Here is a 23,663-nt window from a genome sequence, read left to right on the forward strand (position 1 = left end):
TTTTCGTCTTGCCCGGAGGCTGTCGGAGCCGCCGGGACAGAAAGGAACATCATGAGCGATCAAAACGACGTGCGTCAGATTCAGGACCTGGGCGGGTGGGTTCGCACCCATCACCTCAACGCACTGCGCGCCGAAAATGTTGGCGACGAAGTCTGCCTGATGGGCTGGGTTCAGTTCCGCCGCGACCACGGCGGCCTTATCTTCATCGACATGCGGGACCGCAACGGCCTTACCCAGGTCGTGTTCGACCCGGACATCAATGCCGAGGCGCATGCACGCGCCCATGCCCTGCGCAGCGAATTTGTGCTGGCCATCAAGGGCAAGGTCCGCCCCCGTCCCGAAGGGATGACCAACTCCAACCTGGGCACCGGCGCCATTGAAGTTGCCGTGACCGACTGGAAGCTGCTCAATACCTCCAATACCCCGCCCTTTGAAATTGAAGACCGCGTGGAAGCCGGTGAAAACCTGCGCCTGAAATACCGCTACCTGGACCTGCGCCGCCCGCGCATGGCTGCAAACTTTCTGCTGCGCAACAAGGCGACCCAGAGCATCCGCCGCTTTCTGGATGAAAACACCTTTCTGGAAATCGAGACTCCCGTACTCAACAAGAGCACTCCCGAAGGCGCGCGCGACTTTCTGGTGCCCAGCCGCCAGAACTCCGGCCAGTTCTACGCCCTGCCCCAGTCGCCGCAGATCTTCAAGCAGCTGCTCATGGTCTCGGGTATGGACCGCTACTATCAGGTGGTCAAATGCTTCCGCGACGAAGACCTGCGCGCCGACCGTCAGCCCGAGTTCACACAGATCGACATGGAAATGAGCTTTGTGGACGAAGAGCAGGTGATGAATCTGGCGGAAAACATGATCCGTCGCGTCTTTGACGAAACCCTGGACGTGAAGCTGCCCGATCCGTTCCCGCGCATGACCTATGCCGAAGCCATCCGCGACTACGGCCTGGACAAGCCGGACGTGCGCTTCGACCTCAAGCTGGTGGAAGTTTCCGATATTTTCAAAGATTCGGGATTCAAGGTCTTTGCCAAGGCCGAACTGGTCAAGGCCCTGCGCGTTGAAGGCGGCGAAGCCTTCAGCCGCAAGGAAATCGACGACCTGACCGAATTCGTCAAGGTCTACGGTGCCCAGGGTCTGGCCTGGATCAAAATCAAGGAAGACACCTGGCAGTCGCCCATCGTCAAATTCTTCAGCGAAGAAGAAAAGGCCGCCCTGGTCGACAAGCTGGGCATCAAGCCCGGCGACATCGTCTTTTTCCAGGCCGGTCCTGCCGAAATGGTCAACACCGCACTGGGCTACCTACGCGTGAAGATGGGCGAACGCCTGGGCCTGATAGACAGCAAGGTGTACGCCCCCCTGTGGGTTACGGACTTCCCGCTGCTGGAATGGAACGCCGAGGAAAAACGCTACACCGCCATGCACCACCCCTTCACCTCCGCTCAGGAAGGTCACATGGAAGTGGTGAAGACCGATCCGGGCAAGGCACTCTCCCGCGCCTATGACATGGTTCTGAACGGCAACGAGATCGGCGGCGGTTCCATCCGTATTCACGATCCCGAAACCCAGGCCGAAATGCTCGGCGTGCTGGGCATCGGCGAAGAGGAAGCCAAAGACAAGTTCGGCTTTCTGCTCGACGCCCTGCAGTTCGGCGCACCTCCACACGGAGGTATTGCCTTTGGGCTGGACCGTCTTATCATGATAATGACGGGCGCAACGTCCATACGCGACGTTATCGCCTTCCCCAAGACGCAGCGCGGCACCTGCCTGATGTCCCAGTCTCCTTCGGAAGTGAGCAATCTCCAGCTCCGCGAATTGGGACTGCGCCTGCGGGAAAAACCGAAGCCCGAAGCAGAGTAGTTGAACAATACTCCCCCATGGAACATGGCACACGCGGCCCTGTTCCATGGGGAATAGCCTTCAGCAGGCTGAATGCTGAACAACGCTGAGAGCAAAAACGCCGGAACTTCTCTGCCGCCCCGTATACGTTCAAACTATGCGCAGGCGGCACACTCGTTTCGCACCATCAGTGGCGGCGAGCAGTTTCCGGAACTTTTGGGAAAAATATGGAACGTAAAATCATCAAATATCCCGACCCGCTTCTGGCCAGAAAATCCGAGCCTGTTGCGGAAATAACCGACGAAATCCGCGAGCTTGTCGAGGACATGACCAAGGCCATGTACGATAACGACGGCATTGGGCTGGCGGCTCCGCAGGTCGGACAGTCCATTCGCCTGGTGGTGACCGACCTTTCCGGCCCCAAGGAGCGCGCGGATCTGCGCGTCTGGGTAAACCCGGAGATCGTCTCCCGCGACGGAAGCGTCGTTTCCGAGGAAGGCTGCCTTTCCGTGGTGGGCCTTCGCGCCAAGGTGGAACGTGCGGCCCAGGTAAAGGTGAAGGCTACGGACCTGGACGGCAATGCCGTGGAAGTAGACGCCGACGAAATGCTGGCCATTTGTCTGCAGCACGAAATAGACCACCTGGACGGCATCCTGTTCATCGACCACATCTCCCGCCTCAAGCGCAGTCTGTACGACAGCAAGGTGAAAAAATGGCTCAAGCAGGACCGGCTCTAAGACTCGTATTCATGGGCACCCCCGATTTCGCCGCCGAAGTCCTCCGCCATGTGGCCGGATGGAAAGGCGGCGAAGTGGTGGGCGTGTACACCCAGCCCGACCGCAAAAGCGGACGCGGCCAGACCTTGAAGCCCTCTCCGGTAAAGGCCTACGCCTTGGAGCAGGGCTTTGACGTCTATCAGCCTTTGAATTTCAAGGACGACGCCGACGTTGCCCAACTGGCCGACCTGCGCCCCGACGTGCTGCTGGTGGCCGCCTACGGCCTTATCCTGCCGCAACGCGTGCTGGACATTCCCACACACGGCGCCCTCAACGTGCATGCCTCCCTGCTTCCCAAATACCGCGGCGCAGCGCCCATCCAGCGGTCCATACTCAACGGCGAACCAGCCACTGGCGTCACCATCATGCAGATGGAAGCTGGGCTGGATACAGGCCCCATGCTGCTGCAACGCGCCCTGGGCATTGCCTGGGACGACACGGCCGAAACAATCCACGACCAGCTTGCCGACATGGGCGGACGCATGCTTGCCGAAACCCTGGACATGCTTGTGGAAGGCCGAATCACCTCCATTTCGCAAGACGACGACCGTGCCACCTACGCGGCCAAGCTCACCAAGGACGAAGGGCACATCGATTGGGATCAGCCCGTCGATCAGATACACAACCGCATCCGGGCCATGCATCCCTGGCCGGGCGCATATTTCATGGTGGACATGGGCGAAGGCAAAAAAAGGCTGCGCCTGGGCCTTCGGCCCGGCACTCCCGGCGAGGAACGGCCCGAAGACGTCGCCCCCGGCACCATCATGGGGCTGGAAGGCTGTGACAAGCTCAAAATAGCCGCCCAGGACAAGATTTACCTGGTTTCCACTGTTCAGCCCCAAGGCAAGCGTCCCATGAGCGCAGACGCCTTTTACTGCGGTTACCTGAGCAAGTGCGAAGGCGAGGTCAAGGCCTGCTCGTGACACAGCCTGCGCACGCTTCAAAAACAACCTGCGTACCCGGCCGTAATATGGCATCATAATCCCATGTCCAAGCCAATCCGCCCCGTAATCATCAACCCGGACCTTGAAGACGAGGCAGGCTCCTCGCGCAAGAGGGTGTTCATCGGACTGACCATGGCGACCAGCTCCCTGGTCTGCCTGGCCCTGCTCCTGTTGTGGATCGTCCCCTTCATCGGCCTGCGTCAGATTCATCCCACCGCGCCCTGGATTCTCGGCGTCATCATCACCGCGCTCGTCGCCATTGTGGGCTGGGCCTCCATAGGGCTGGTGCTGAGCGTGTGGGGGCTGAACATCCCCTTTTCCAGGCGTATGCGCGGCCTTACCATCAAACTTTTCCTGCCGCTCATGACCATGCTCGGACGCATGGTCGGCCTGTCCAAACAACAGGTCCGCTCGTCCTTCATCAAGGTCAACAACGAACTTGTCGACCGCGTAGGAGCCACCTACACTTCGGACCAGATACTCCTGCTGCTGCCCCACTGCCTGCAACGCAGCACCTGCGCCTACCGGCTGACCTACAACGTGAACAACTGCAAACGCTGCGGCAAATGCCCCATAGGCGGTCTGCTCGAACTCAGCGACAAGTACGGCATCTCCATGGCCATTGCCACGGGCGGCACCATCGCACGCCGCATCGTGGTGCAGAAGCGCCCGCGCCTCATCCTGGCCGTGGCCTGCGAACGCGATCTTTCCTCCGGCATCCAGGATACCTATCCCATTCCCGTATACGGCGTACTCAACGAGCGTCCGCACGGCCCATGCCTTGATACCCTGGTCAATCTGAACAATCTGGAAGCAGCCATTCGCCGCTTCCTGTCCGCCCAACAACTTGAGCAGATCGACGCGGCTTGTTCCCAAAAGCTGAACGAAGCGCCGATCAAGGTGGCCGACGACTCGTGACCTCTCCCAAATCTTCTCCCCGCAAAGCTCCCCGCGGCACCGCGCGCATACCCGCCGCACGCGTCGCAGTTTTGGAATGCCTGGAAGCCTGCCTGCAAAACGGCATGGACCTTCAGGAAGCCCTGGACCGGAAAATCAAGGCCCACGAACTGGACAAGCGCGATACCGCCCTGGCAACAGAGCTTGTCTATGGCTATCTGCGCCTGAAAGGACGCAGCGACTTTCTTGTAACCTCGCACCTGCGCCGCCCCAAAGGACTGCCCGCCAACCTGCGTCTGGCAATGGGGCTGGCCGTGCACGAAATGCTCCATCTGGACAGCGTGCCCGAATACGCCAGCCTGGACTGGTGCGTGGAATTCGCCAAGCAGACCTTTGGGCAAGGCCTCGGCAAAGTGGTCAACGGTGTGCTCCGCTCCATCCAGCGCCTGGGCGACGACGTCCACAATCCCGATTTCTACAAAAAAGACGCCTCATCCGACATCGCCTTTCTCAGCCGCTACCACTCCTGCCCGGAATGGATCGTCGCCCTCTGGGTAAAAGCCTACGGCGAGGACGAGGCCATAAACTACCTCAAGGCCTCCACAGAGCACCCGCCCCTTGGCCTGCGCCTCAACACCTGGCTTGATTCCGACCGGCGCGTGGCAGACCAGCTTTCGCGCAGGCCCGACCTGCTGATGAACTATCGCTGCGCCTATGCCTTTCCCACTGCCGACGACGAGCTCAACAGCCTCATCGACAAAGGCGTGGTCTCGCGCCAAAGTGCCGCATCCCAATCCGCCGTCCTCGCACTCAACACGGATGTCTGGCCCGATCCGCTTTGGGATGCCTGTTGCGGCCACGGCGGCAAATCCTTTCTGCTTCGCGCCACAGGCAAAACACCTTCCCTGTGTTCCGACCTCAGCGCCAAACGATTGGCAAGTTTCAGGGAACAGCAACAATCTTTGGACATGCCGCTGCCAACTATCCTTGCGAGTGCAGAAATGCCTCCGGTTCGTGACAACTTTGTTGGCTCCATCTTTTTGGACGTCCCATGCACAGGTCTTGGCGTGCTTTCGCGCCGTCCCGATGCAAAATGGAAGCGCAAGCCCTGGGATGGCAAAAAAATGCGCTCGTTACAGTCTGGAATAATTGACAAAGCTTCATATTGCCTTTCTAAGGGCGGTTTGCTCGCCTACGTGACGTGCACCCTGAATCCTGACGAAAACGGCCAGCAGATACAGCGCGCATGCCAGGAACACCCCTCCCTGAACCTCATTATGGAGTGGGAAACACCCTCCACAAGTCCGCTCAAGGAATTCTTTTACGCAGCACTGCTGCGCAAAGATTAAAAGGCTGAAGGCGGCGTAAAAAGGTATTTTTTGGGGAAGAGATGCGAGGGGGAAACCTCTTAAAAGAGGTTCTCCCCCTCGCGCTCCCCTTTCCAGAAATTTTTAATATAAAGCTTGCTTCAGCTTTTCTTCAAGGCCGTCCCTATAGCGCATAACAAAACCGGACAGACGAACTACGTTCGCTTGTCCGGTTTTGTTATGCGCTATAGATAACGCGGGTCCAGGGGCATCATGCCCCTGGCGGGGTTCGGGGCAGCGCCCCGATCCTCCCCAGTGCCTTGCATTCACATTTCTTTTTTAATTTTGTGCAGCCATGGGGCCGCGTAAGTTTTGGCTCTGGCAAGGCACAAAGGATTTTCGCGAGCGAGGACAGTATAAACAATACGGCCCGCGAAGCGAAAATAACTCTGTAACGAAGCCAGAGACAAAAATCGCGCGGCCTAAATCCAGATCCTACTTTTGGCTCTGAGCAATTCTATCGAGGATTTTTCGGTAGTAGTCGTTGTCAGCATCGAGGTTTGAGTTGCTTCCGCGGCTTATGTTGAGCTTGAGCATGAGGTAGTTGAGCTTTTGCATTTGGCGGTAGCGTTCTTTTTCGTCTGGCGCGTTTTCGAGCAATTCGAGTGCGGTGGAGATTTCTTTGCGGTTTTGGACTTCTTCGGGAACGTATCCTGAGTTTCGCAGAACCTTGTAGGCCATGCGAAGGTCTTGCGGAACATTGGAGTCGTCTTCGAGTTTCAGCGGCTTGCCTGATCCGTTGAGGTTGTCGAACTCGCCGTTGTCCATTGCCTCGCGAATATGCTTTTCTGCTGCCTGGGCTATGAATTCAAACATGGTTGCCTCCGACCCGTTGGGAATGGGCCGGTCCTTATTAATATTTGATCGCCATTATTCGGCGATAGCCACCTTGTTGTCCAGCCATGTGAGTGTATCAGCCAGGACTTTGTCCAGGGCCTTGTTTGCGGCCTTGGCAATGTTGTCTGCGGTAATGGTGGACATGGGAATCTCGGCTGTGAAGCTGCGCCCGGATATCCATTCCTTGGCTGTGGGGCCCCAGACGTCCATGTAGATGACAACGCGAAACGCCAGGCTGGGCGTACGGCTTACCTCAAAGGCTTCGACGCGGCCGGAGAGCACGGCCTCGTGGGCGATTCTCGGCTTGTAGGGCCAGACCACGCGAAAGGCCTTGGAACATGTAAGGCCGGTGACGAGATATTGGGTGACGATCTCGCTGGGAGCGCCTTCCCAGTACCAGGCCTGGCTGGGCTGGAGCACGTTGTTTTCCGAGAACATGACGGCTGTCCGGTCCAGGTTGGGCAGGCAATCGATGTTTCGTATAGCAATGGGCTTGATGTCTTTTGCGTCGTCGGCCAGGGAGCACTGGTGAATCCCATTGAATTCGAGCCGCAGAAACGACTCCCCCGGGGATGCCGAACTCATGCAGCCAAAGTTCAGCAAAGCGAGAAGACAGACGGCGAGTATTGATTTTCCCGGAAAACGGGACGTGGAATCATTCATGGAATGGCTCTCCCTTCGGGCTTGTAGATAATTTGCCAGGGGCGTTCGCGCAGGGATTGGCTGAGCATGCGTAGGTCCCTGCTGAGGCGGTTGACGTTTTCGAGGACCTGGGCAAAGCGGTCCTGATCGTAGCCGAGGTCGGTCTGCAACTGATCCGAGAAGGCCTCGACGCTGTTCAGGGTTTCCGACATTTCCTTGGTGATTGTGGTCAGGCTTGTGGTCAGTGAGCCCTGCACGCTGCTCAGCATGATATCGGCATGTGCCAGGGTGGCGTTGATGCTGGTTGTGAGGTTGTCGATGTTTGCGGTTGCCTTGTCTATGCCGGAGCCGACCTTGCCTGCCACATGGTGAAAATCGTTTTTCATATCTCCGATGTTGGTATCCAGGCTGGCGAGTGTGGTTTTGGCATCTTTGATAAAGCCTGGAATCTGGCGCAGTGTTTCGGCGATATTGGCGGCATTTTCATCGGAAACAAGGGCCTGGATGTTTGTGGCAATGCTTTCCAGCTTGGGCGTAACAGTATCCACCAGGGTGCCGACTTTGGCCATGATTTCGCTGACGGTTACGGTATCTTTGGCCTCTATGTTCGAGCCGGGCTTGAGGGGCTGTCCAATGGGCGGATCGAGTTCGAGCAGGACGTAGTTGTCGCCCACAAGGCCTTTCTGCGAAATGCTGGCCTTTGTATTGGAGTAGATGTCAAAACCCTGGTTGATGCCGATGGTGACATCGACCTTGGAGGGGTCCTGTTTTGAAATATCGATGGTTTCCACCCTGCCGATGGCCAACCCGGCGAATTTGACAGGCCTGCCCGTGGTGAGATCCTGCACCGATTCGAAGCGGATGGTGTAGTGGTCGAACTCTTCCCAGAACCTGTGTCCGCCCAGAAAGATGATAAAGACGGCCAGAACAAACAAGCCCACCAACACCGTGACCGCGGCCTTGATGGTTTCCTTTGTAGTACTTTGCGGATTAAGCGCCATGCGGTTCTCGCCTGTTGTATCGTCTTTTAAAACCGGGAAAGCCAGCCCGAGGCTTAAAGGCTTTGCCCGTTTCTGGGCCTGCGGTTGAGAAAATCCTGAATATACGGGTCCGGACAATCCAGCAGCCCGGGCAGATCTCCCTGATACAGGTCCTTGCCTTCGTGCAGCACTATAACATGGTCTGCAATTGTTTTCAGGCTGTCCAGGTCGTGGGTAACCACAACAATGGTCATGCCGAAAGTTGCCTTGAGCAACAAAATGAGCTGGTCCAGATCGGCGGCCGTGATCGGATCGAGGCCTGCCGAAGGTTCGTCGCACATGAGCACACCGGGGTCCATGACCATTGCCCTGGCGAGTCCCGCCCTTTTGCGCATTCCGCCGGAGAGCTGGCTGGGGTAATAGTGCAGAAACGGCTCCAGGCCTACCAGCCGAAGTTTCATGCGCACCACGTCTTCGATGATGTCCACATCCAGGTCCGAGTGCTCCATCATGGGCAGGGCCACGTTTTCACCCAAAGTGAGTGAGCCCAGCAAGGCCCCGTCCTGGAAAAGCACGCCCATATTGCGCTTGAGCTGTTTGGCCTCGTGCTTGGTAAGGCTCCAAAGGTCTTTTCCATCCACGCAAATCTGCCCGGCCATGGGTTTGGAAAGTCCCAGAACGTGGCGCAGGAGCGTGGATTTACCACATCCAGACCCGCCCAGAATAACGGAAATCTGCCCGGCCGGAAGATCGCCGTCCAGGTGGTCTATGACTACCTTGCCCGGGTAGCCGATCTTCAGGTTGCTGAAGCTGATATGAGGTGGCTGGGTGCGGGTTTCTGCCATATTGCTACCTGAAAAGATAATTCAAGGTTGTGAAGAACAGGTCCAGAAGAATGATCAAAAAAATGGACTGCACCACGGCCCGGGTGGTCATCTTGCCGACATCTGCCGCGCCCTTGCGGGCGAGAAACCCCTGCCAGCAACCGATAACCGCAATGGTGATACCAAACCCCACGCTTTTGACCAAGCCGGTGAAGAGGAAGCGGGTTTGCAGAAAACTGACGCTTTGCTCGAAATAAAGATGGCCGTTGATGCCCAGAAAACCGGAGGAAAAAAGCCCTCCGGCGCAGATACCGACGAAATCGGCCAGCACGGTAAGGCAGGGAACCATGACCAGCATGGCAAGAAATTTGGGCCAGACAAGGTACTGGACCGGTTCCAGCCCCATGACTTCCAGGGCGTCGATTTCCTCGGAAATCTGCATGGCGGCAATTTCCGCGGCAAAGGCGGCACCGGACCGGCCCGCAATGATGATGGCGGTGAGCAGCGGCCCCAGTTCCATGAGTATGGTGACGCCGACCAGATTTGCCACGTAGGAAATGGCGCCGACTTTTTCCAATTGCTGGGCGGACTGCAACGCCAGGATAATGCCTGTACAGGCAGCGATGATGCTGACAATGGGAATGGAGTCCGCCCCAACCTTGGACAGGGATTTGAAGATTTCCTGCCGGTAGAAAGGCTTGGTGCGGACGAATATCCGGCTGATGCACTTGAGCAGTCTGCTCACCATCCACGCCAGAACCTGGAAATCCCTGTTCACGCATCCTCCATGCAGAGCAAAACTGGAACGCACTGTCCTTTTGGGCAGTGATACAATCAGAGACCGAAAAGTGAGCTTACCTGGGTAAGCTGCAATATTTTTTTAACCTGCGGCGTCAGGGAAAGAATGGTCAGCGACCTTGATTTTTCAGTGAGAATACGCCGGGCCTCGATAAGCACGGCAAGGCCGGAGCTGTCGAGATATTGAAGATAGCCCAGATCGAGCTTGATGTCGCCCAATGTGGAATCGATAAAGCTTCTGAAGCGGGAACGCAGTTCGGGGGTAACGGTATAGTCGATCTCACCGCTTATGCTGATGAGACCATCCTCTGTGTTTTCGACCATTTCCCAACGTGAAGATGCCATTCTCGGTACCGCCTTGTTTAACTTCAATAGGTCATAATGCCCTCAAAACCATGTGAGAGGCAAGCCAAACCCTGTATTCAAGGGCATTAAGGCCGTATGCGCAAATCAGGCCACACCCTGTGTAAGAGCCTGCATAAGGGCGTCGCGTTCTTCTTCGGTGGTAAAATACAAGGAAATCCGCCCTTTGCTTGCGCTGCCGCTGCACTTGACCCGAACGCCCAAAGTCTGGGCAATGTTGTCTTCCATACGGTTCAGGGCTTCGGTTACATCCTTGCCTGCCTGCCCGGCGTCTTCCTTTTTGGCTGCGGCAGCTTTTTTTGCTCCGCCATCCTTGGGCAATTCGCCGTTGGCCTTCCAATAGGCGGCCTGGGCTTCGGCCTGGCGAACGGACATTCCCGTCTCCAGAATGCGGTCGCGCAGTTCTGCCTGGGCAGTAGGGTCGGTTATGGACATAAGCGCCCTGGCGTGTCCGGCGCTGAGTTCACCGTCCGAAAGCTGGGTCTGCATGTCATCTGGCAGTTGCAGCAGCCGCAAGGTATTGGCCACGGCGGAGCGGCTTTTGCCCACGTAGTTGGCCAATTTTTCCTGGCTCAGGCCGAAACGGTCCTGCAAATCAAAGAGCCCTTTGGCCTCTTCCATGGCATTGAGGTCCTCCCGCTGGAGGTTTTCCACCAAGGCCACGGCCAGGCTTTCCTGCTCCGTCATGGAGCGGATAAGGGCGGGAATTTCCGTCAGCCCCGCAAGTTGCGACGCCCGCCAGCGGCGCTCACCGGCAACCAGTTCGTAGGCATCGCGTTTATCCGCCTGGGGGCGCACCAAAACCGGCTGCAGCACACCCTGGCTTTTTATGGAGTCGGCCAGTTCATTCAGCGCGGTTTCGTCGAACGCCCGGCGCGGCTGCTTGGGGTTGGGCTGTATGGAAGTAATCGGCAGAAGCCGGACCTGCGGATCCTTGGCATCTTTCGGCAACCCTCCCAACAATGCGTCCAGCCCTCTTCCTAATCCTCTATTCGGCGCAGCCATGTGCAACTCCTCTACACTATTTAGTTCGTTTCTTGACAGACGATCCCGCCGCCTGCCATGAATAGCTGTATGCCCTTCCAGCACTGTCCAATCCGATGGGACAAGCAAACGTCGGCATGCGGCGTCATTTTATTCAGATACACGATGGGACGATGTCCCGATAGCAAAAAACGGAGCAATTCATGCAAGGCATAAACAAACCCGTCATGTTTCTCTTTGACAAGAACGAAGAATTTGAAGGTGTTCTTGTAAGCGCAGAACTTTGGAGAAAAATCGAGCCCATAGTCAGTCCTTATATGGAAGGAGAAACCACCGGGTGTGCTCCGACCCAACCGGAACGTCCCGAACCGATGAAAGACTGGGACACGCTGGTTGAGTATTGGGACTTTGCCTATCCGGTCAACTACGAAGTAACCTGCGATGAATGCGGAAACTCAACTCCCAACTGGATCGAAGATTCTCCTCGCAAGTTCCGTCTGCTTTCTGCCAACCTGGGCGGTCTGGTAAATTTTGGATGCACCAAATGCCAAGCAAAAATCACCAAAAAACATTTCAAAGACTGCATCGAATCCTCAACCACGCCCTTTTGTGATGAAAAAGATCCGAAGCTGAATGCGGTGTACGGCTAAAGAGCCAGCACCCCACAATTTGTTGAGCATTTTGGCGGCCCATCCGGGCCGCCTTTTTTATTTTTCAATCTTTAAAATTTGCAACGGAAACTTTCGCTAAAAAACTAGCCAAGCATCTTCGGCTTTCTGCGAACAATTTCCTGAGCCAGAGAAAGATACGACCTCGCCCCAACGGATTTTATATCGTAGGAGATAATCGGCTTGCCGAAACTTGGAGCTTCCGACAAACGAACGTTTCTGGGGACGATAGTTTCAAAAAGGTCATTGGGAAATGTCTTGCGAACTTCGTTTTTCACCTGATTGGAAAGTTTGTTTCGCCTATCAAACATGGTGAGCACGACACCAAGGAAGTTGAGATCTGGATTGAGGCGTTTTTGCACCAGGGTAAATGTTTTCAGCAGCTGGGCAATACCTTCCAAAGCATAATATTCGCACTGCAAAGGAACCAAAAGTTCTCTGGCAGCACAAAGTGCGTTTACCGTAAGCAACCCAAGAGAAGGAGGGCAGTCGATAATTACGTATTCGTATCCTTCCTGCACTTTATCCAGCAGATCTCTCAGATAAAACTCCCGACCAAGCTTGTCGGCAAGTTCAAGTTCTGCGCCAACCAGATCTTGGGACGCAGGAAGAAGCGAAAGATACGGAAGCGCGGTATCGTAAATGGCATCCGTCCCATTGGCATTATCAAAAAGCGCACGATACAGATCGGGCTGCCCATCATCCAGGTACACCCCTACCCCGCTGGATGCGTTTGCCTGAGGGTCGCAGTCCACCAGCAGCACCTTTTTCTCCATTACAGACAGACACGCCGCAAGATTGACCGACGTTGTTGTCTTTCCAACGCCGCCTTTCTGGTTCGCAACTACAATAATCCTTGGCATGGCAGGGCATCTCCTGTGGCTTATCCGCTTCTAGTGTTTCACGTGAAACAGCACTTTATGATCCTTCAGAGTTGTACGCAGATATGCAAAAAAAGAAAAGAGCACATCACGTAAAAACATAAAAAAAGACCCTGAAAACAGGGTCTTTCTCATTAGCGTGCAGCTCTGCGTAGTGGCCAGCAGGCCGTCAGCTCTTGAAATACGCGGGCTGCGGCGGCATACGCCTGAATGCGGCAGACATGTTAAACCTTATAATATTCGCGATACCAGGCTACAAACGCCCCAATACCCTTTTCAATGGGAGTGTTGGGCTTGAAGTCCACATCGCGCTTCAGGTCTTCCACGTCGGCAAACGAAGCCGGAACGTCGCCAGGCTGCATGGGCAGATATTCCTTTATGGCCTTTTTGCCCAGATAGTCCTCGATGGCCGAGATGTAGCGTTCCAGCTCCACCGTATTGTTGTTGCCGATATTGTAGACCTTAAACGGTGCCGGGCTGGTGCCGGGGTCTGGTGCAGCGCCGTCCCAATCGGGATTGGGTACGGGAATCTTCTGCGAAACACGGACAACACCCTCAACGATGTCATCAATATAGGTAAAGTCGCGGCGCATTTTGCCGTGGTTGAAAACCTTGATGGGCGTGCCGTCGATAATACCCTTGGTGAACAGGAAGAGCGCCATATCCGGCCTGCCCCACGGGCCGTACACCGTGAAAAAGCGCAGTCCGGTGCAGGGAAGGTTGAACAGATGGCTGTAGGAATGCGCCATAAGTTCATTGGACTTTTTGCTCGCCGCGTACAAGCTGATGGGATGGTCCACGTTGTCGTGAATGCTGAACGGCATTTTGGTGTTCAGGCCATACACGGACGAAGACGAAGCAAAAACAAGATGCTTTACGCCGTTGTGCCTGCACCCTTCCAGCACGTTGGCAAAACCAACGATGTTGGACTGGATGTAGTCTTCGGGGTGGTCCAGGCTGTGGCGAACGCCTGCCTGGGCCGCCAGGTTGACCACAACATCGAATTTTTCCGCGGCAAACAGCTCGGCCATGGCCGCCCCATCGGAAAGATCGATGGGCGTGTGTTTAAAGGCGGGGTATGCCTGCAACTGCGACAGGCGGTCTTTTTTGAGTTCTACGGAATAGTAGTCGTTCAGGCAGTCGAGGCCGACGACTTCGTAGCCCATTTCAAGGTATCTTTTGGAAAGATGGTATCCAATAAAACCGGCAGCGCCGGTAACAAGGCACTTCATGGATGATCCTTACGTCTGGAGTGGTGAGGTAAAAAGGCAGACACAGGAGCGTCGGCCCGTTGCAACGGAGCGTACAGTATTTGCTTGCGATGTTCCAGAAGGAATACGCCGCAGCCTTGGGGCCCCAATACCTATAGATAAAAAAGCCGGAGGCCCCGCTGGCTGCGCCTTCAATTAGGAAGCTGCAGGCGTATCGTCTTCGCCAGCCGCGGCAATTGGTTGCGCCGAGGGGGCAACAGAGGCTCCCCGGGGCTCGGCACTGGATGCGGCTGCGGGCGGCATGGTCTGTGCCCCCTGCCCCGTCCCCAACATGGACCCCAGCCCCTTGAGAAGATCAAAAGGCACGGGAATGATGGTGGCCGACTTGCTCTCCGCAGCCATCTCGCGCATGGTCTGCAAATACCGCAATTGCAGGGCTTCCGGGTGCGCGCTGATGATTCCGGCGGCCTGTGACAGCCGGTCCGCAGCCTGAAATTCACCTTCCGCATTGATGACCTTGGCCCGACGTTCGCGCTCTGCCTCGGCCTGCTTTGCCATGGCGCGCTGCATCTCCTGCGGAAGATCAATGTACTTCAACTCGACCGTGGTAACCTTGATGCCCCACGGATCGGTATGTTGGTCCAGAATGGACTGAATCTGCAGATTCACATTGTCTCTGTGGGAGAGCAGCTCGTCCAGCTCCACCCCGCCGCAGACGCTCCGCAACGTGGTCTGCGCCAACTGCGACGTGGCAAACATGTAATCCTCAACTTCCACAATGGCCTTCACCGGATCTACAACCCGGAAATACACCACGGCATTGACCTTCACGCTGACGTTATCCCTGGTAATCACGTCCTGGTTGGGCACATCCATGGCCAGTACACGCAGGGAAACTTTGATCATGCGGTCAATGACCGGAATAAGAATGATGAGACCGGGACCTTTGGCCGCAATGACGCGCCCAAGGCGGAAAACAACACCGCGCTCGTATTCGTTGAGCACCTTGAGTGCGGCAAACAGGAAGAGAAGAAGTATAGCCAGGATAGGCAGCAACGTTAACATAGCATGCTCCTGATGGTTTTAAACTGATACAGACACGTCTTTCGGGGCGGAAGACGGCTTATCCACAATCAAACACAAGCTGTCCATTCCCGTGACAACCACGGTATCTCCAACCTTTAAAGGCGTGTCCTTTTCCACAAAATTCCACAACTCACCGCGAACCAGCACCTGCCCCTTGCCGTCCCGGACCTGCATGACGCTGCCCGCAAGGCCGACCATGGCATCCGCCCCGCTGTACCGGGGGGCCATCTGCGCCTTGGTCGCCAAATATATACCGGCAATAAGCAGAACAGACACACCGGACACAGTGACGATGACAGTGGAAATGGGGAGCGATTGCACTCCGGGCTGGTCCTTGAACAAAATAAGAGAGCCGATGAATAGGCTGATGATGCCAGCCACACTGAGCATTCCGTAACTGACGATCTTGATTTCAAGCAGGAAGAGCACCAGGCCGAAAAGAATAAGCAGCAGCCCGCTGACGCTGGTGGGCAGAATCGCCATGGCATACAGGCCCAGAAGCAGGCAGATGCCACCCAAAACTCCGGGCAGCACGGCACCGGGAGTCGTGAGTTCGAAAAACAGCCCGGCAATGCCGCCCAGCAAAAGGAAATAGGCAATCTGCGGATTGATGAGCCAGGAAAGCAGCTTGTAACGCAGTCCCGGTTCATATTCCTGCACCTGGTAGCCATCCGGACCAAAGGCCAGAACAACGCCCTTTTCCGTGGTACCGCGGGCCCCGATCTGCACCAGCAGGTCGTGAATGTCCGGCGCAATATACTCCACCACCTTGTCCATAACCGCTTCCTGCGCAGTGATGCTCACGGCCTTGTCCACAGCCTGTTCAAACCACTGCACGTTGCGCCCGTGCGAACCGGCCACCGAACGGACCAGACTCATAAGGTCGTTCTTGACCTTGCGGGCCATGGTCTCGTCTATCTCCTTCCCCCCAGCCTGGACCGGACTTGCCGCCCCTATTGTGGATTGCGGACTCATGGCCGCAATGTCCGATGCCGCAACAATGAAAACCCCGGCAGAGGCGGCCCTGGCGCCCGACGGCCCTACCCACACGGCCACGGGAACAGGAGAATTGAGAATGGACTGCACAATCTTGCGCATGGAATCCACAAGGCCGCCAGGAGTGTCCAAACGGATAAGCAGCAGGCCAGCGTTGATGGAAACAGCATGGGCAACGGCATCTTCCACAAGGTCGACCTGGGCCGGACTGATGGCTGATTCGATCTGTAAGTAGACAACTTGCCTAGGGTGCGTCGCGCTGCCCGTGCCGGAAGTCGCGTTGCGGGAAAAGGCGCTCCCGCAAAAGAACGCGAGCCCCAAAACAACGGCAAACATGGAGAACAATGCAGAGTGTTTCTTCATGGCCTCAATGTACGACAGTTGCAGCCGCCCTACAAGAAAAGGAAGAAAAAAACAGAGAGAATAGAGTGCACTCTGAAAATAGAAAATTTTCTGGGGCCATGATGGCCCCAGACCCCGCATTACTTTCAACGCGAATCCGGCCCGGACCACAAGTGGTCCGGGCCGGATTCGCGTTGAAAAGGGGGGGGTAAAATTTCTATCCAGTCACGAAAATGGTCTGAACGGTCTCTCACCGTTGCTATAGAGTAAGCTTGAATGAATTGTGGCAACAACAATAACGAGTCTGTTTCGTAACCACGACCTTTCGCCGCAGGTGACTCAAAAAGCCCAATAGGCGAGTCGTAAGTTCACCACCACCAACGGACTCCTATTCGCCACGCCCCTTCTTGGGCGTGGCGCAACTGTGGCGAAAGACCTGCCAATGCAGGTTCCAAAACTATGGTGCAAGGGCGCTACCTCACCTGGCTTGGTGCAAAGAGGCGGCAAAGATTCATTGCCAGATACCTGCGGCCCCTTAGGGTCGGAAAGGGAGGGGAAGGTTCCGGAAACAAACGGGGAAACCGGGGCCTCTACGGGTTTCCCCACTGTTTCCGGAGAATTCGACGTACTTATGCTTGAAAACTAAACGAAGGGACACCATGACTCGCTATAAGCTACCATCCTCTTCCCCTCGCAAGGGCATATGCACAAGGGTTTAATTTTCATGCGGCAACAGAAATAACGAGTCTTTTTCGTCACCACTAACTTTCTCCGCAGGCTTCCCCAATAGCCCAACAGACGAGTCGTGAGTTCCCTCCACTAACGGACTTCTATTCACCACGCCCCTTCTTGGGCGTGGTGAAACTATGGTGGAAGATCTGCGAATGCAGCTGGCGAAACTATGGCGTAAGGGCTCTACCTCACCTGGCTTGGTGCAAAAAGGCGGCAAAGACTCATTGCCAGATACCTGCGGCCCCTTAGGGCCGAAAAGAGAGGGGAAGCTCATTTAAACCAGGGTGTTCAAAAGCCGGGCTGGCAAGGCGCAAGACAAAGGGACGGCCGACGCGTATTCTTCATACGTAAGGATGTGCCTTTGACGCAGCAACAAAAAAAACGAGTCTTTTTCTTCACCACGACCTTTCTCCGCAGGCTTCCCCAATAGCCCAACAGACAAGTCGTGAGTTCCCACCACCAACGGACTCCTATTCGCCACGCCCCTTCTTGGGCGTGGCGCAACTGTGGCAGAAAATCTGCCAATGCAGCTGCCAAAACTATGGCGCAAGGGCGCTACCTCACCTGGCTTGGTTCAAAGAGGCGGCAAAGATTCATTGCCAGATACCTGCGGCCCCTTAGGGCCGGAAAGGGAGGGGAAGGTTCCGGAAACAAACGGGGAAACCGGGGCCTCTACGGGTTTCCCCACTGTTTCCGGAGAATTCGACGTACCTAAGCTTGAAAGACAGCCGAAGGGACACCATGACTCGCTATAGTCTACCATCCTCTTCCCTTCGCGAGGCTCAAAAATGCCAAAGCAACGAAGCGAACGCCTTTTTTTCAGCTGCCACAGCAGAAGAGCGGAGGCTCTGCCTCCGACTCCGCCGGGGCCATGATGGCCCCGGACCCCGCATTTCTTTCAACACAAATCAAGCCCGGACCACAAGCTGCGCTTGTTTGCTCCGGGCTTGATTTGTGTTGAAAGGAGGGCCTTTTTAAAATTTTTATCCAATCACGAAAAATGATCTAAACGGGCTCAACCCATCGGGCATAGAGCTTATGAAATTTTAGTTAAAGCTACTTCGCGACTTTTTCAACCCTTTCCCCACTGCCGCTGGCGGCTCAAAAAGGTGCGAAAGCAAGGCGTGAGTCTTTCCCAGGTTCCGACGTGTATTCTTCTATACACGAGGGTTCTGGGAAAGATGAAACAACGAAGCTAGCGGACCTTTTTCAGCCGCCTGAAATGCCGAAGCAACGCAGCTATCGCAGCTTTTTCAGCCGCCTACCTTTATAGACTTGAGGGCATTCCACACCACATACATCGCATCCCGATCCTCATTAACCAGATCGTCCATCTCGGGAAGGATGAAAAGACGGACCCCACCCAACGTGGCAGAGCCGTAGCGAAAGGTGCGGTCGGGACAGATGGTCATAAGACTGCGGCGCCCAAAGCTGAGCACATACTTTGCCTGAACCTTTTTGGCTCCGGCCCAGAACATACCGCCCTTTGCAAGGAGCTTGTTGTTGCGCGCCTCGTTGACCGGGAAAAAGCCCACAGACCCCTTTGGCCAGGCAAGCTTTTGTATGAGCCGGGCAAAAATATTTCTGCGGCCCTGGTGCGGCTCAAAAGACAAATCCCCGCCCAGTTCCCAATAGGTCCAGATGGTTTCGCACGGTTGCGGAACACGTTGAAGATATGTGGTCCAGGGCTCGACCCATTCGACCTTGCCGGACGTTACCACGCTTGGCACTTCGGGCAAAAGGTCGGGCTTTGGCGTGGTACGGTGCGCCTGTTGCAGAACCTTGCGTTCGGGCGCGGAAGAAGGACGTTTTACAGGACGTTGCGGAGCCTGACGGGGCTGCTCAGGCGTGGGACGCACCCCCTGCGGGGCGGAAGCCGGTGCGGAACAGGCAGAGGCCATACGCTCGGCAACGGGAATCTCCGAGTATATGGTACGCAGGCCAAGGTCATGCCAATGGCGAAGATGGTCGGGCAGATTCAACGCCCCGAAACGAAATCCCATATTCTCCATGCCACTTCGGTTTTGGGCAAAGACGGCCAGGACTCGAACCGCCCTTCCGCGTTCAGCACACTGACTTCGTTGGTGGGGACGCCGAATCCGGAATCCGGCTTGTTGATGCGGTTACCCACAATCAGATTCAGATTCTTGGACTCCAGCTTGCGCTGCATGTTCTCGGGCAGGTCTTCGGTTTCAGCGGCAAAGCCGATGAGAAACTGCCCGTTCTTTTTGCATGCACCCAGAGACTTTAAAATATCTTCGTTGCTCTCAAAGCGCACCTGCAGGTCGCCCTGCACCGTGGACTTCTTGAGCTTGTGGTCGCCGATGCGCACGGGCCTGAAATCGGCCACTGCTGCGCTCAGGCAGGCCGTGTCGCACATGGGCCAGATGTCGTGACAGGCATCGTACATTTCCTGCGCGGTCTTCACGTCCACGGTCCGTATGGGCTCGGGCAACAGCACGTTGCTCGGACCACGGACCACACTCACCTCGGCACCGCGCATCCAGGCGGCAACGGCAATGGCCGCGCCCATGGTGCCGGACGACGGATTGGACCAGAAGCGCACGGCGTCGTACGGCTCGCGCGTCGGCCCAAGCGTCACCAGCACCTTGCGGCCCGTCAGATCGTTGGGAGCCAAAGCGCGCAGGATGCGGCAGTAAATTTCGGGTACCTCGGCCAGTCGCCCTGTGCCTTCGTCCCCGCAGGCCATGGAACCGCTGCCCGGCTCTATGCAATCCAGGCCGCGCTCCTTGAGCTTGGCCCAGTTTTCGCGCGTGGCAGGTGCGTTCCACATGCGCGGATTCATGGCCGGCGCAACCACCACGGGTCCGTCAAAGGCCAAAATCTGGGTCGAAAGCATGTCGTCCGCCATGCCGTGGGCCATCTTGGCAAGAATATTTGCCGAGGCAGGCACAATGGCCATGACATGGCCGTTCTGCCCTGGCTCCAAATGGCCGAAAGGCTCACCCGGCACATTGAACATGGAGCTGTGCACCGGGTAGGCGCCCAGGGCTTCGAACGAAAGCGGTGTGACAAACTTGGCGGCGGCGTCCGTAAGAGTCGCGCCCAGGGAGACGCCGGTCTTCTGCAACAGGCGGGTCAGCTCCAGCGCCTTGTACACGGCAATACTGCCGCATGCGCCCAGATGGACCCGCCTGCCCGCAAAAGTTTTGAATTCAAGATAAGACTGCATCTTATTTGGCCAGATTTTCCTCGTGCATTGCAGGAGCATTGCGGATCATCTCGTTGCCCTTCTGCTTGAGTTCCACAACCAGAATTTCCACTTCCGTGGAGCGGGACGAGGCGTCCACTACCTTGATCAGGCAACTCTTGTTGGGCTTTTCAAAAATAATCACCGAGGTGTCGGCCTTCATGGAAGAATTCTTCCGCCAGTTGTCCTTGGCCATGTTGTTGACGAAAAAGTCGACCACGGACAGCGCGTCCACGTTGCCCTCGAAGTTCAGCTTGCCGGTGCGGAACTGCATGGTTTCAAAGACGTACGATTTGGAATCGTCGTACTCCAGTTCCTTGGGCACGAGCACATCGTCAAAATCATAGTAGTAGTTGACCTGCTCGTAATTCTGCTCCGTATTCTCAGGCGTTGTCCCGGGAGCCGGGGTTGTGGAGGAACCGCCTACATGCAGGCTTTCGCAGGATACGAGCATGGAAAGCATGAGTACGGCAGAACAGAATATGGCGATTTTTCGCATGACAGACTCCTTCTTGTTAACTGGGCCCTCTTGCAGTATGCCGACGGTTTGCCAAGAGGATCCCGTCATGTACGGATAGGTACAACTGGCCGAATACAACAGGTTTGTGGAAACTGCAATTTCCACGCTTTGTCCGGCGTTTCGCCTGAGGGGTCACCCGACGACTCGCCTGAGGGGTCACCCGACGACTCACCTGAGGGCTCACCCGAGGAATCACCTGAGGACTCACCCGGCGTTTCGCCCGACCACTCGAAACAATACACGCAATTGCGGTGCACGCCCCATGTGCACACGGTTTTTACAGGATACCGATGTCCGATTCAACAGAACATAATCTCGAGTTATATTCATACGATCTGCCCGAAAGCGCCATCGCCCAGGAGCCTTCCGCCCAGCGCGACGCCTCCCGGCTACTGGTGCTGGACAGAAAGGCCACGGAAAACCGCCTGGCCACCATGCACGAACTCCCGGATTTTCTCCCGGAAAACTGCCTTATAGTGGCCAACAACTCGCGCGTGGTTCCGGCCCGCATGTTCGGCACACGCCCCACAGGCGGCAAGGTGGAATTCCTTCTGCTCACCCCCCTGCCCCTGCTGCGGCCTGAAGCTGGCTCTGACGGCTTTTTCCGGGCCGAGGCAAGTGGGCTGCTGCGCTCTTCCAAAAAGCCCAAGCAGGGCGAAACTATCACCATTTCCGACGACCTCCATCTGGAGGTTCTGGAGCGCGGCGACTTCGGACGCAGCACAGTGCGCATGATCTGGAAAGGAGACATCGTCTCGATTCTGGAACAGAACGGCCACATGCCTCTGCCACCCTACATCCGTCGCCCGGACAGCAAGGAAGACCGCCAGCGCTACCAGACCATCTACTCGCGTGAGGACAAGGCCGGTTCCGTGGCCGCGCCCACGGCCGGGCTGCACTTCACCCCGGAGCTGCGCGAACGCCTCAGGCAGCAAGGGCACCAGTGGGAGGAAGTGACGCTGTACGTCGGCTACGGCACCTTCAGCCCTGTCCGCGCCGAGGACATCCGCAACCACAAGATGCACTCGGAATTTCTGGAAATCCCGGAACGCACCGCCCAGGCCGTCCGGCAGGCCAAGGCAGAAGGACGACCGGTTGTGGCCATCGGCTCAACCAGCGTTCGCGCCTTGGAAGGCGGCTTTGCGAAAACCGGGGAAATAGCAGCATTTACCGGCGAAACCGATATTTTTATTCGTCCCGGCTACGAGTTCAAAGTGGTGGACCACATGTTCACCAACTTCCATTTACCTTTGTCCTCGCTTATAATAATGGTATCGGCATTCGCTGGACGACGGCGGATACTATCATCCTACCAGCAGGCTCTGGACCACGGTTTCCGCTTTTTTTCCTACGGCGATGCCATGCTCATTCTGTAGCTGTGCTGCGGGGTCTATCCGCCGCAGCCTCCACAAGCTGCATACAACGCCACGACATCCATGCAAGGAGCGTCTATGTCCCGCATTGAGTTTTTTGAAGAACGCTGCAAAGGATGCATGCTCTGCACCCTTGTGTGTCCCAAGGAGCTGATAGTTAGCTCCGAACGCTTCAACACCATGGGCTACAAGGTCGTTGAAGTCGACAAGAACAAAATGGACCAGTGTACGGGCTGTGCCTCGTGCGCCAAAATGTGTCCGGACTATGTCATCACCGTCTACAAGACCGTGAAACCCAAAAAGGAGTCCGGCAATGACTAAACAAACCAACGAACGTATTTTCATCAAAGGGAACGAGGCCGTGGCACGCGGCGCTCTGGCAGCCAAATGCAAATGCTTTTTCGGCTACCCCATCACCCCCCAAAACGAAATTCCGGAAATTCTTTCCTCGGCAATCGTTGAAGCAGGCGGAGAATTCGTACAGGCGGAAAGCGAAGTGGCAGCAGCCAACATGGTGCTGGGCGCCGCTTCCGCAGGTGTACGGGTACTCACCTCTTCCTCCAGCCCGGGCATATCCCTCAAGCAGGAAGCCATTTCCTACATGGCAGGCAGCGAACTGCCGGCAGTCGTGGTCAATATGAACCGCGGCGGGCCAGGACTGGGCGACATCGGCCCCTCCCAGGGCGACTACTTCCAGAGCGTCAAAGGCGGCGGACACGGTGACTACAGGTTGCTGGTCCTTGCCCCCGGCACCTGCCAGGAAGCCTACGACCTCACAGTGCAAAGCTTTGAGCTGGCCTTCAAGTACCGCAACCCGGTGCTCATTCTGGGCGATGCCATCCTGGGCCAGATGAAGGAATCCGTCACCCCGTGGCAGCCCGAGGCTGTAGACGAGGAAGCCGGTGCAAGCTGGCGCCTGGACGGAGCAGACGGACGTGAAAAACGTCTCATCAAATCGCTCTTTCTGGATGAAGGCGCTCTGGCAGGCCAGAACCGCCATCTCCAACAAAAATACGAAGCCATGGCCCGCGAGGAAATTCGTTTCGAATCCTTCCACGCGGACGATGCCGACCTGGTCATCGTGGCCTACGGCTCCATAGGCCGTATCGCCAAAAGCACCGTGCGCAAGCTGCGCAAGGCAGGCCACAGCGTGGGTCTTTTCCGGCCCATCAGCCTCTACCCCTACCCCACTGCCCAGCTCCGCGAACTTGCCGAACAGGGCAAGCGCTTCCTGACCATCGAGCACAACCTCGGCCAGATGGTCGAAGACGTGCGCCTTGCGGTCAATGGCCCCTCGTCCAGCGACTTCTTCGCCATCTATCCTGGCGAACTGCCCACGCCGGACGATTTCGAGGAACCCATTCTCAAGTGCCTCAAGGGAGAATAGCC

The 23,663-nt window shown here is 56.4% G+C and carries 23 protein-coding genes; 9 read left to right on the forward strand and 14 right to left on the reverse strand.

Annotated features, from left to right (window positions below; translation table 11 throughout):
* The first annotated feature begins 51 nt into the window (after window positions 1-51).
* The 5 genes from aspS (at window position 52) to ACI0FJ_RS13450 (ending at window position 5,808) form a co-directional block, all read left to right on the forward strand.
* Window positions 52-1,863: an aspartate--tRNA ligase gene (aspS, locus tag ACI0FJ_RS13430; protein WP_424304375.1), complete on the forward strand. Its 1,812-nt coding sequence runs from the start codon at window positions 52-54 to the stop codon at window positions 1,861-1,863.
* Window positions 1,864-2,069: 206 nt separating this feature from the next.
* Window positions 2,070-2,579, forward strand: a complete 510-nt coding sequence (gene def, locus ACI0FJ_RS13435) for a peptide deformylase (protein ID WP_424304377.1) — start codon at window positions 2,070-2,072, stop codon at window positions 2,577-2,579.
* On the forward strand, window positions 2,555-3,541 hold the full coding sequence (fmt, locus tag ACI0FJ_RS13440; protein ID WP_424304379.1) for a methionyl-tRNA formyltransferase: 987 nt from the start codon (window positions 2,555-2,557) through the stop codon (window positions 3,539-3,541). The genes def and fmt overlap by 25 nt, the downstream gene beginning before the upstream one ends.
* Window positions 3,542-3,604: 63 nt before the next feature.
* Window positions 3,605-4,480: a DUF116 domain-containing protein gene (locus tag ACI0FJ_RS13445; protein WP_424304381.1), complete on the forward strand. Its 876-nt coding sequence runs from the start codon at window positions 3,605-3,607 to the stop codon at window positions 4,478-4,480.
* Entirely contained in the window at window positions 4,477-5,808 is a 1,332-nt protein-coding gene (locus ACI0FJ_RS13450; RefSeq protein ID WP_424304383.1) for a transcription antitermination factor NusB, read from the forward strand. The genes ACI0FJ_RS13445 and ACI0FJ_RS13450 overlap by 4 nt, the downstream gene beginning before the upstream one ends.
* Before the next feature lie 453 nt (window positions 5,809-6,261).
* Here ACI0FJ_RS13450 and ACI0FJ_RS13455 read toward each other — a convergent pair whose 3' ends face one another.
* From ACI0FJ_RS13455 to ACI0FJ_RS13485, 7 genes are all read right to left on the reverse strand, one after another.
* Window positions 6,262-6,642, reverse strand: a complete 381-nt coding sequence (locus tag ACI0FJ_RS13455) for a DnaJ family domain-containing protein (protein WP_424304385.1) — start codon at window positions 6,640-6,642, stop codon at window positions 6,262-6,264.
* Window positions 6,643-6,696: 54 nt separating this feature from the next.
* Window positions 6,697-7,326 (reverse strand): ABC-type transport auxiliary lipoprotein family protein, encoded by a 630-nt coding sequence (locus tag ACI0FJ_RS13460; protein ID WP_424304387.1) that lies wholly within the window; start codon window positions 7,324-7,326, stop codon window positions 6,697-6,699.
* Complete coding sequence (locus ACI0FJ_RS13465; RefSeq protein ID WP_424304389.1) at window positions 7,323-8,306, reverse strand: MlaD family protein; 984 nt, start codon at window positions 8,304-8,306, stop codon at window positions 7,323-7,325. The genes ACI0FJ_RS13460 and ACI0FJ_RS13465 overlap by 4 nt, the downstream gene beginning before the upstream one ends.
* 53 nt (window positions 8,307-8,359) lie before the next feature.
* Window positions 8,360-9,130 carry an ABC transporter ATP-binding protein gene (locus ACI0FJ_RS13470; RefSeq protein ID WP_424304391.1) on the reverse strand — a complete coding sequence of 257 codons (771 nt, stop codon included), beginning with the start codon at window positions 9,128-9,130 and terminating at the stop codon, window positions 8,360-8,362.
* A gap of 4 nt (window positions 9,131-9,134) precedes the next feature.
* A complete protein-coding gene (locus tag ACI0FJ_RS13475) occupies window positions 9,135-9,887 on the reverse strand; it encodes an MlaE family ABC transporter permease (RefSeq protein WP_424304393.1) in 753 nt (250 codons plus the stop codon).
* A 56-nt stretch (window positions 9,888-9,943) separates the two neighbouring features.
* Complete coding sequence (locus tag ACI0FJ_RS13480; RefSeq protein WP_424304395.1) at window positions 9,944-10,252, reverse strand: STAS domain-containing protein; 309 nt, start codon at window positions 10,250-10,252, stop codon at window positions 9,944-9,946.
* Window positions 10,253-10,357: 105 nt separating this feature from the next.
* Window positions 10,358-11,275: a ParB/RepB/Spo0J family partition protein gene (locus tag ACI0FJ_RS13485; RefSeq protein WP_424304397.1), complete on the reverse strand. Its 918-nt coding sequence runs from the start codon at window positions 11,273-11,275 to the stop codon at window positions 10,358-10,360.
* Window positions 11,276-11,457: 182 nt separating this feature from the next.
* On the opposite strand from ACI0FJ_RS13485, the gene ACI0FJ_RS13490 reads away from it, so the two are divergent.
* Entirely contained in the window at window positions 11,458-11,904 is a 447-nt protein-coding gene (locus ACI0FJ_RS13490; protein ID WP_424304399.1) for a hypothetical protein, read from the forward strand.
* A gap of 104 nt (window positions 11,905-12,008) precedes the next feature.
* Here the strand turns inward: ACI0FJ_RS13490 and ACI0FJ_RS13495 are convergent, their stop codons facing one another.
* The 7 genes from ACI0FJ_RS13495 to ACI0FJ_RS13525 all read right to left on the reverse strand — a co-directional run bounded on the left by ACI0FJ_RS13495 (window position 12,009) and on the right by ACI0FJ_RS13525 (window position 20,880).
* Entirely contained in the window at window positions 12,009-12,785 is a 777-nt protein-coding gene (locus ACI0FJ_RS13495; RefSeq protein WP_424304401.1) for a ParA family protein, read from the reverse strand.
* A 242-nt stretch (window positions 12,786-13,027) separates the two neighbouring features.
* Window positions 13,028-14,035, reverse strand: a complete 1,008-nt coding sequence (locus tag ACI0FJ_RS13500) for an NAD-dependent epimerase (protein WP_424304403.1) — start codon at window positions 14,033-14,035, stop codon at window positions 13,028-13,030.
* A 174-nt stretch (window positions 14,036-14,209) separates the two neighbouring features.
* The gene (locus ACI0FJ_RS13505) at window positions 14,210-15,079 is read right to left on the reverse strand and encodes a slipin family protein (protein ID WP_424304405.1); all 870 of its coding nucleotides are present in this window, start codon (window positions 15,077-15,079) and stop codon (window positions 14,210-14,212) included.
* Between the two features lie 18 nt (window positions 15,080-15,097).
* Window positions 15,098-16,459: an NfeD family protein gene (locus tag ACI0FJ_RS13510; RefSeq protein ID WP_424304407.1), complete on the reverse strand. Its 1,362-nt coding sequence runs from the start codon at window positions 16,457-16,459 to the stop codon at window positions 15,098-15,100.
* A gap of 1,964 nt (window positions 16,460-18,423) precedes the next feature.
* Window positions 18,424-19,173: a hypothetical protein gene (locus ACI0FJ_RS13515; RefSeq protein ID WP_424304409.1), complete on the reverse strand. Its 750-nt coding sequence runs from the start codon at window positions 19,171-19,173 to the stop codon at window positions 18,424-18,426.
* Window positions 19,149-20,363: a bifunctional phosphopantothenoylcysteine decarboxylase/phosphopantothenate--cysteine ligase CoaBC gene (gene coaBC / locus ACI0FJ_RS13520; RefSeq protein WP_424304411.1), complete on the reverse strand. Its 1,215-nt coding sequence runs from the start codon at window positions 20,361-20,363 to the stop codon at window positions 19,149-19,151. The genes ACI0FJ_RS13515 and coaBC overlap by 25 nt, the downstream gene beginning before the upstream one ends.
* 1 nt (window position 20,364) lies before the next feature.
* Entirely contained in the window at window positions 20,365-20,880 is a 516-nt protein-coding gene (locus ACI0FJ_RS13525) for a hypothetical protein (RefSeq protein WP_424304413.1), read from the reverse strand.
* Window positions 20,881-21,191: 311 nt separating this feature from the next.
* On the opposite strand from ACI0FJ_RS13525, the gene queA reads away from it, so the two are divergent.
* The 3 genes from queA to ACI0FJ_RS13540 all read left to right on the forward strand — a co-directional run bounded on the left by queA (window position 21,192) and on the right by ACI0FJ_RS13540 (window position 23,661).
* Window positions 21,192-22,277, forward strand: coding sequence for a tRNA preQ1(34) S-adenosylmethionine ribosyltransferase-isomerase QueA (gene queA, locus ACI0FJ_RS13530; RefSeq protein ID WP_424304415.1), 1,086 nt, complete (start codon window positions 21,192-21,194; stop codon window positions 22,275-22,277).
* A 75-nt stretch (window positions 22,278-22,352) separates the two neighbouring features.
* A complete protein-coding gene (locus ACI0FJ_RS13535; RefSeq protein ID WP_424304417.1) occupies window positions 22,353-22,595 on the forward strand; it encodes a 4Fe-4S dicluster domain-containing protein in 243 nt (80 codons plus the stop codon).
* Entirely contained in the window at window positions 22,588-23,661 is a 1,074-nt protein-coding gene (locus ACI0FJ_RS13540; RefSeq protein WP_424304419.1) for a 3-methyl-2-oxobutanoate dehydrogenase subunit VorB, read from the forward strand. Before ACI0FJ_RS13535 ends, ACI0FJ_RS13540 begins: the two co-directional genes overlap by 8 nt.
* Window positions 23,662-23,663 lie beyond the last annotated feature (2 nt).

This window comes from Desulfovibrio sp. 7SRBS1, assembly GCF_049723905.1.
Classification (GTDB): domain Bacteria; phylum Desulfobacterota; class Desulfovibrionia; order Desulfovibrionales; family Desulfovibrionaceae.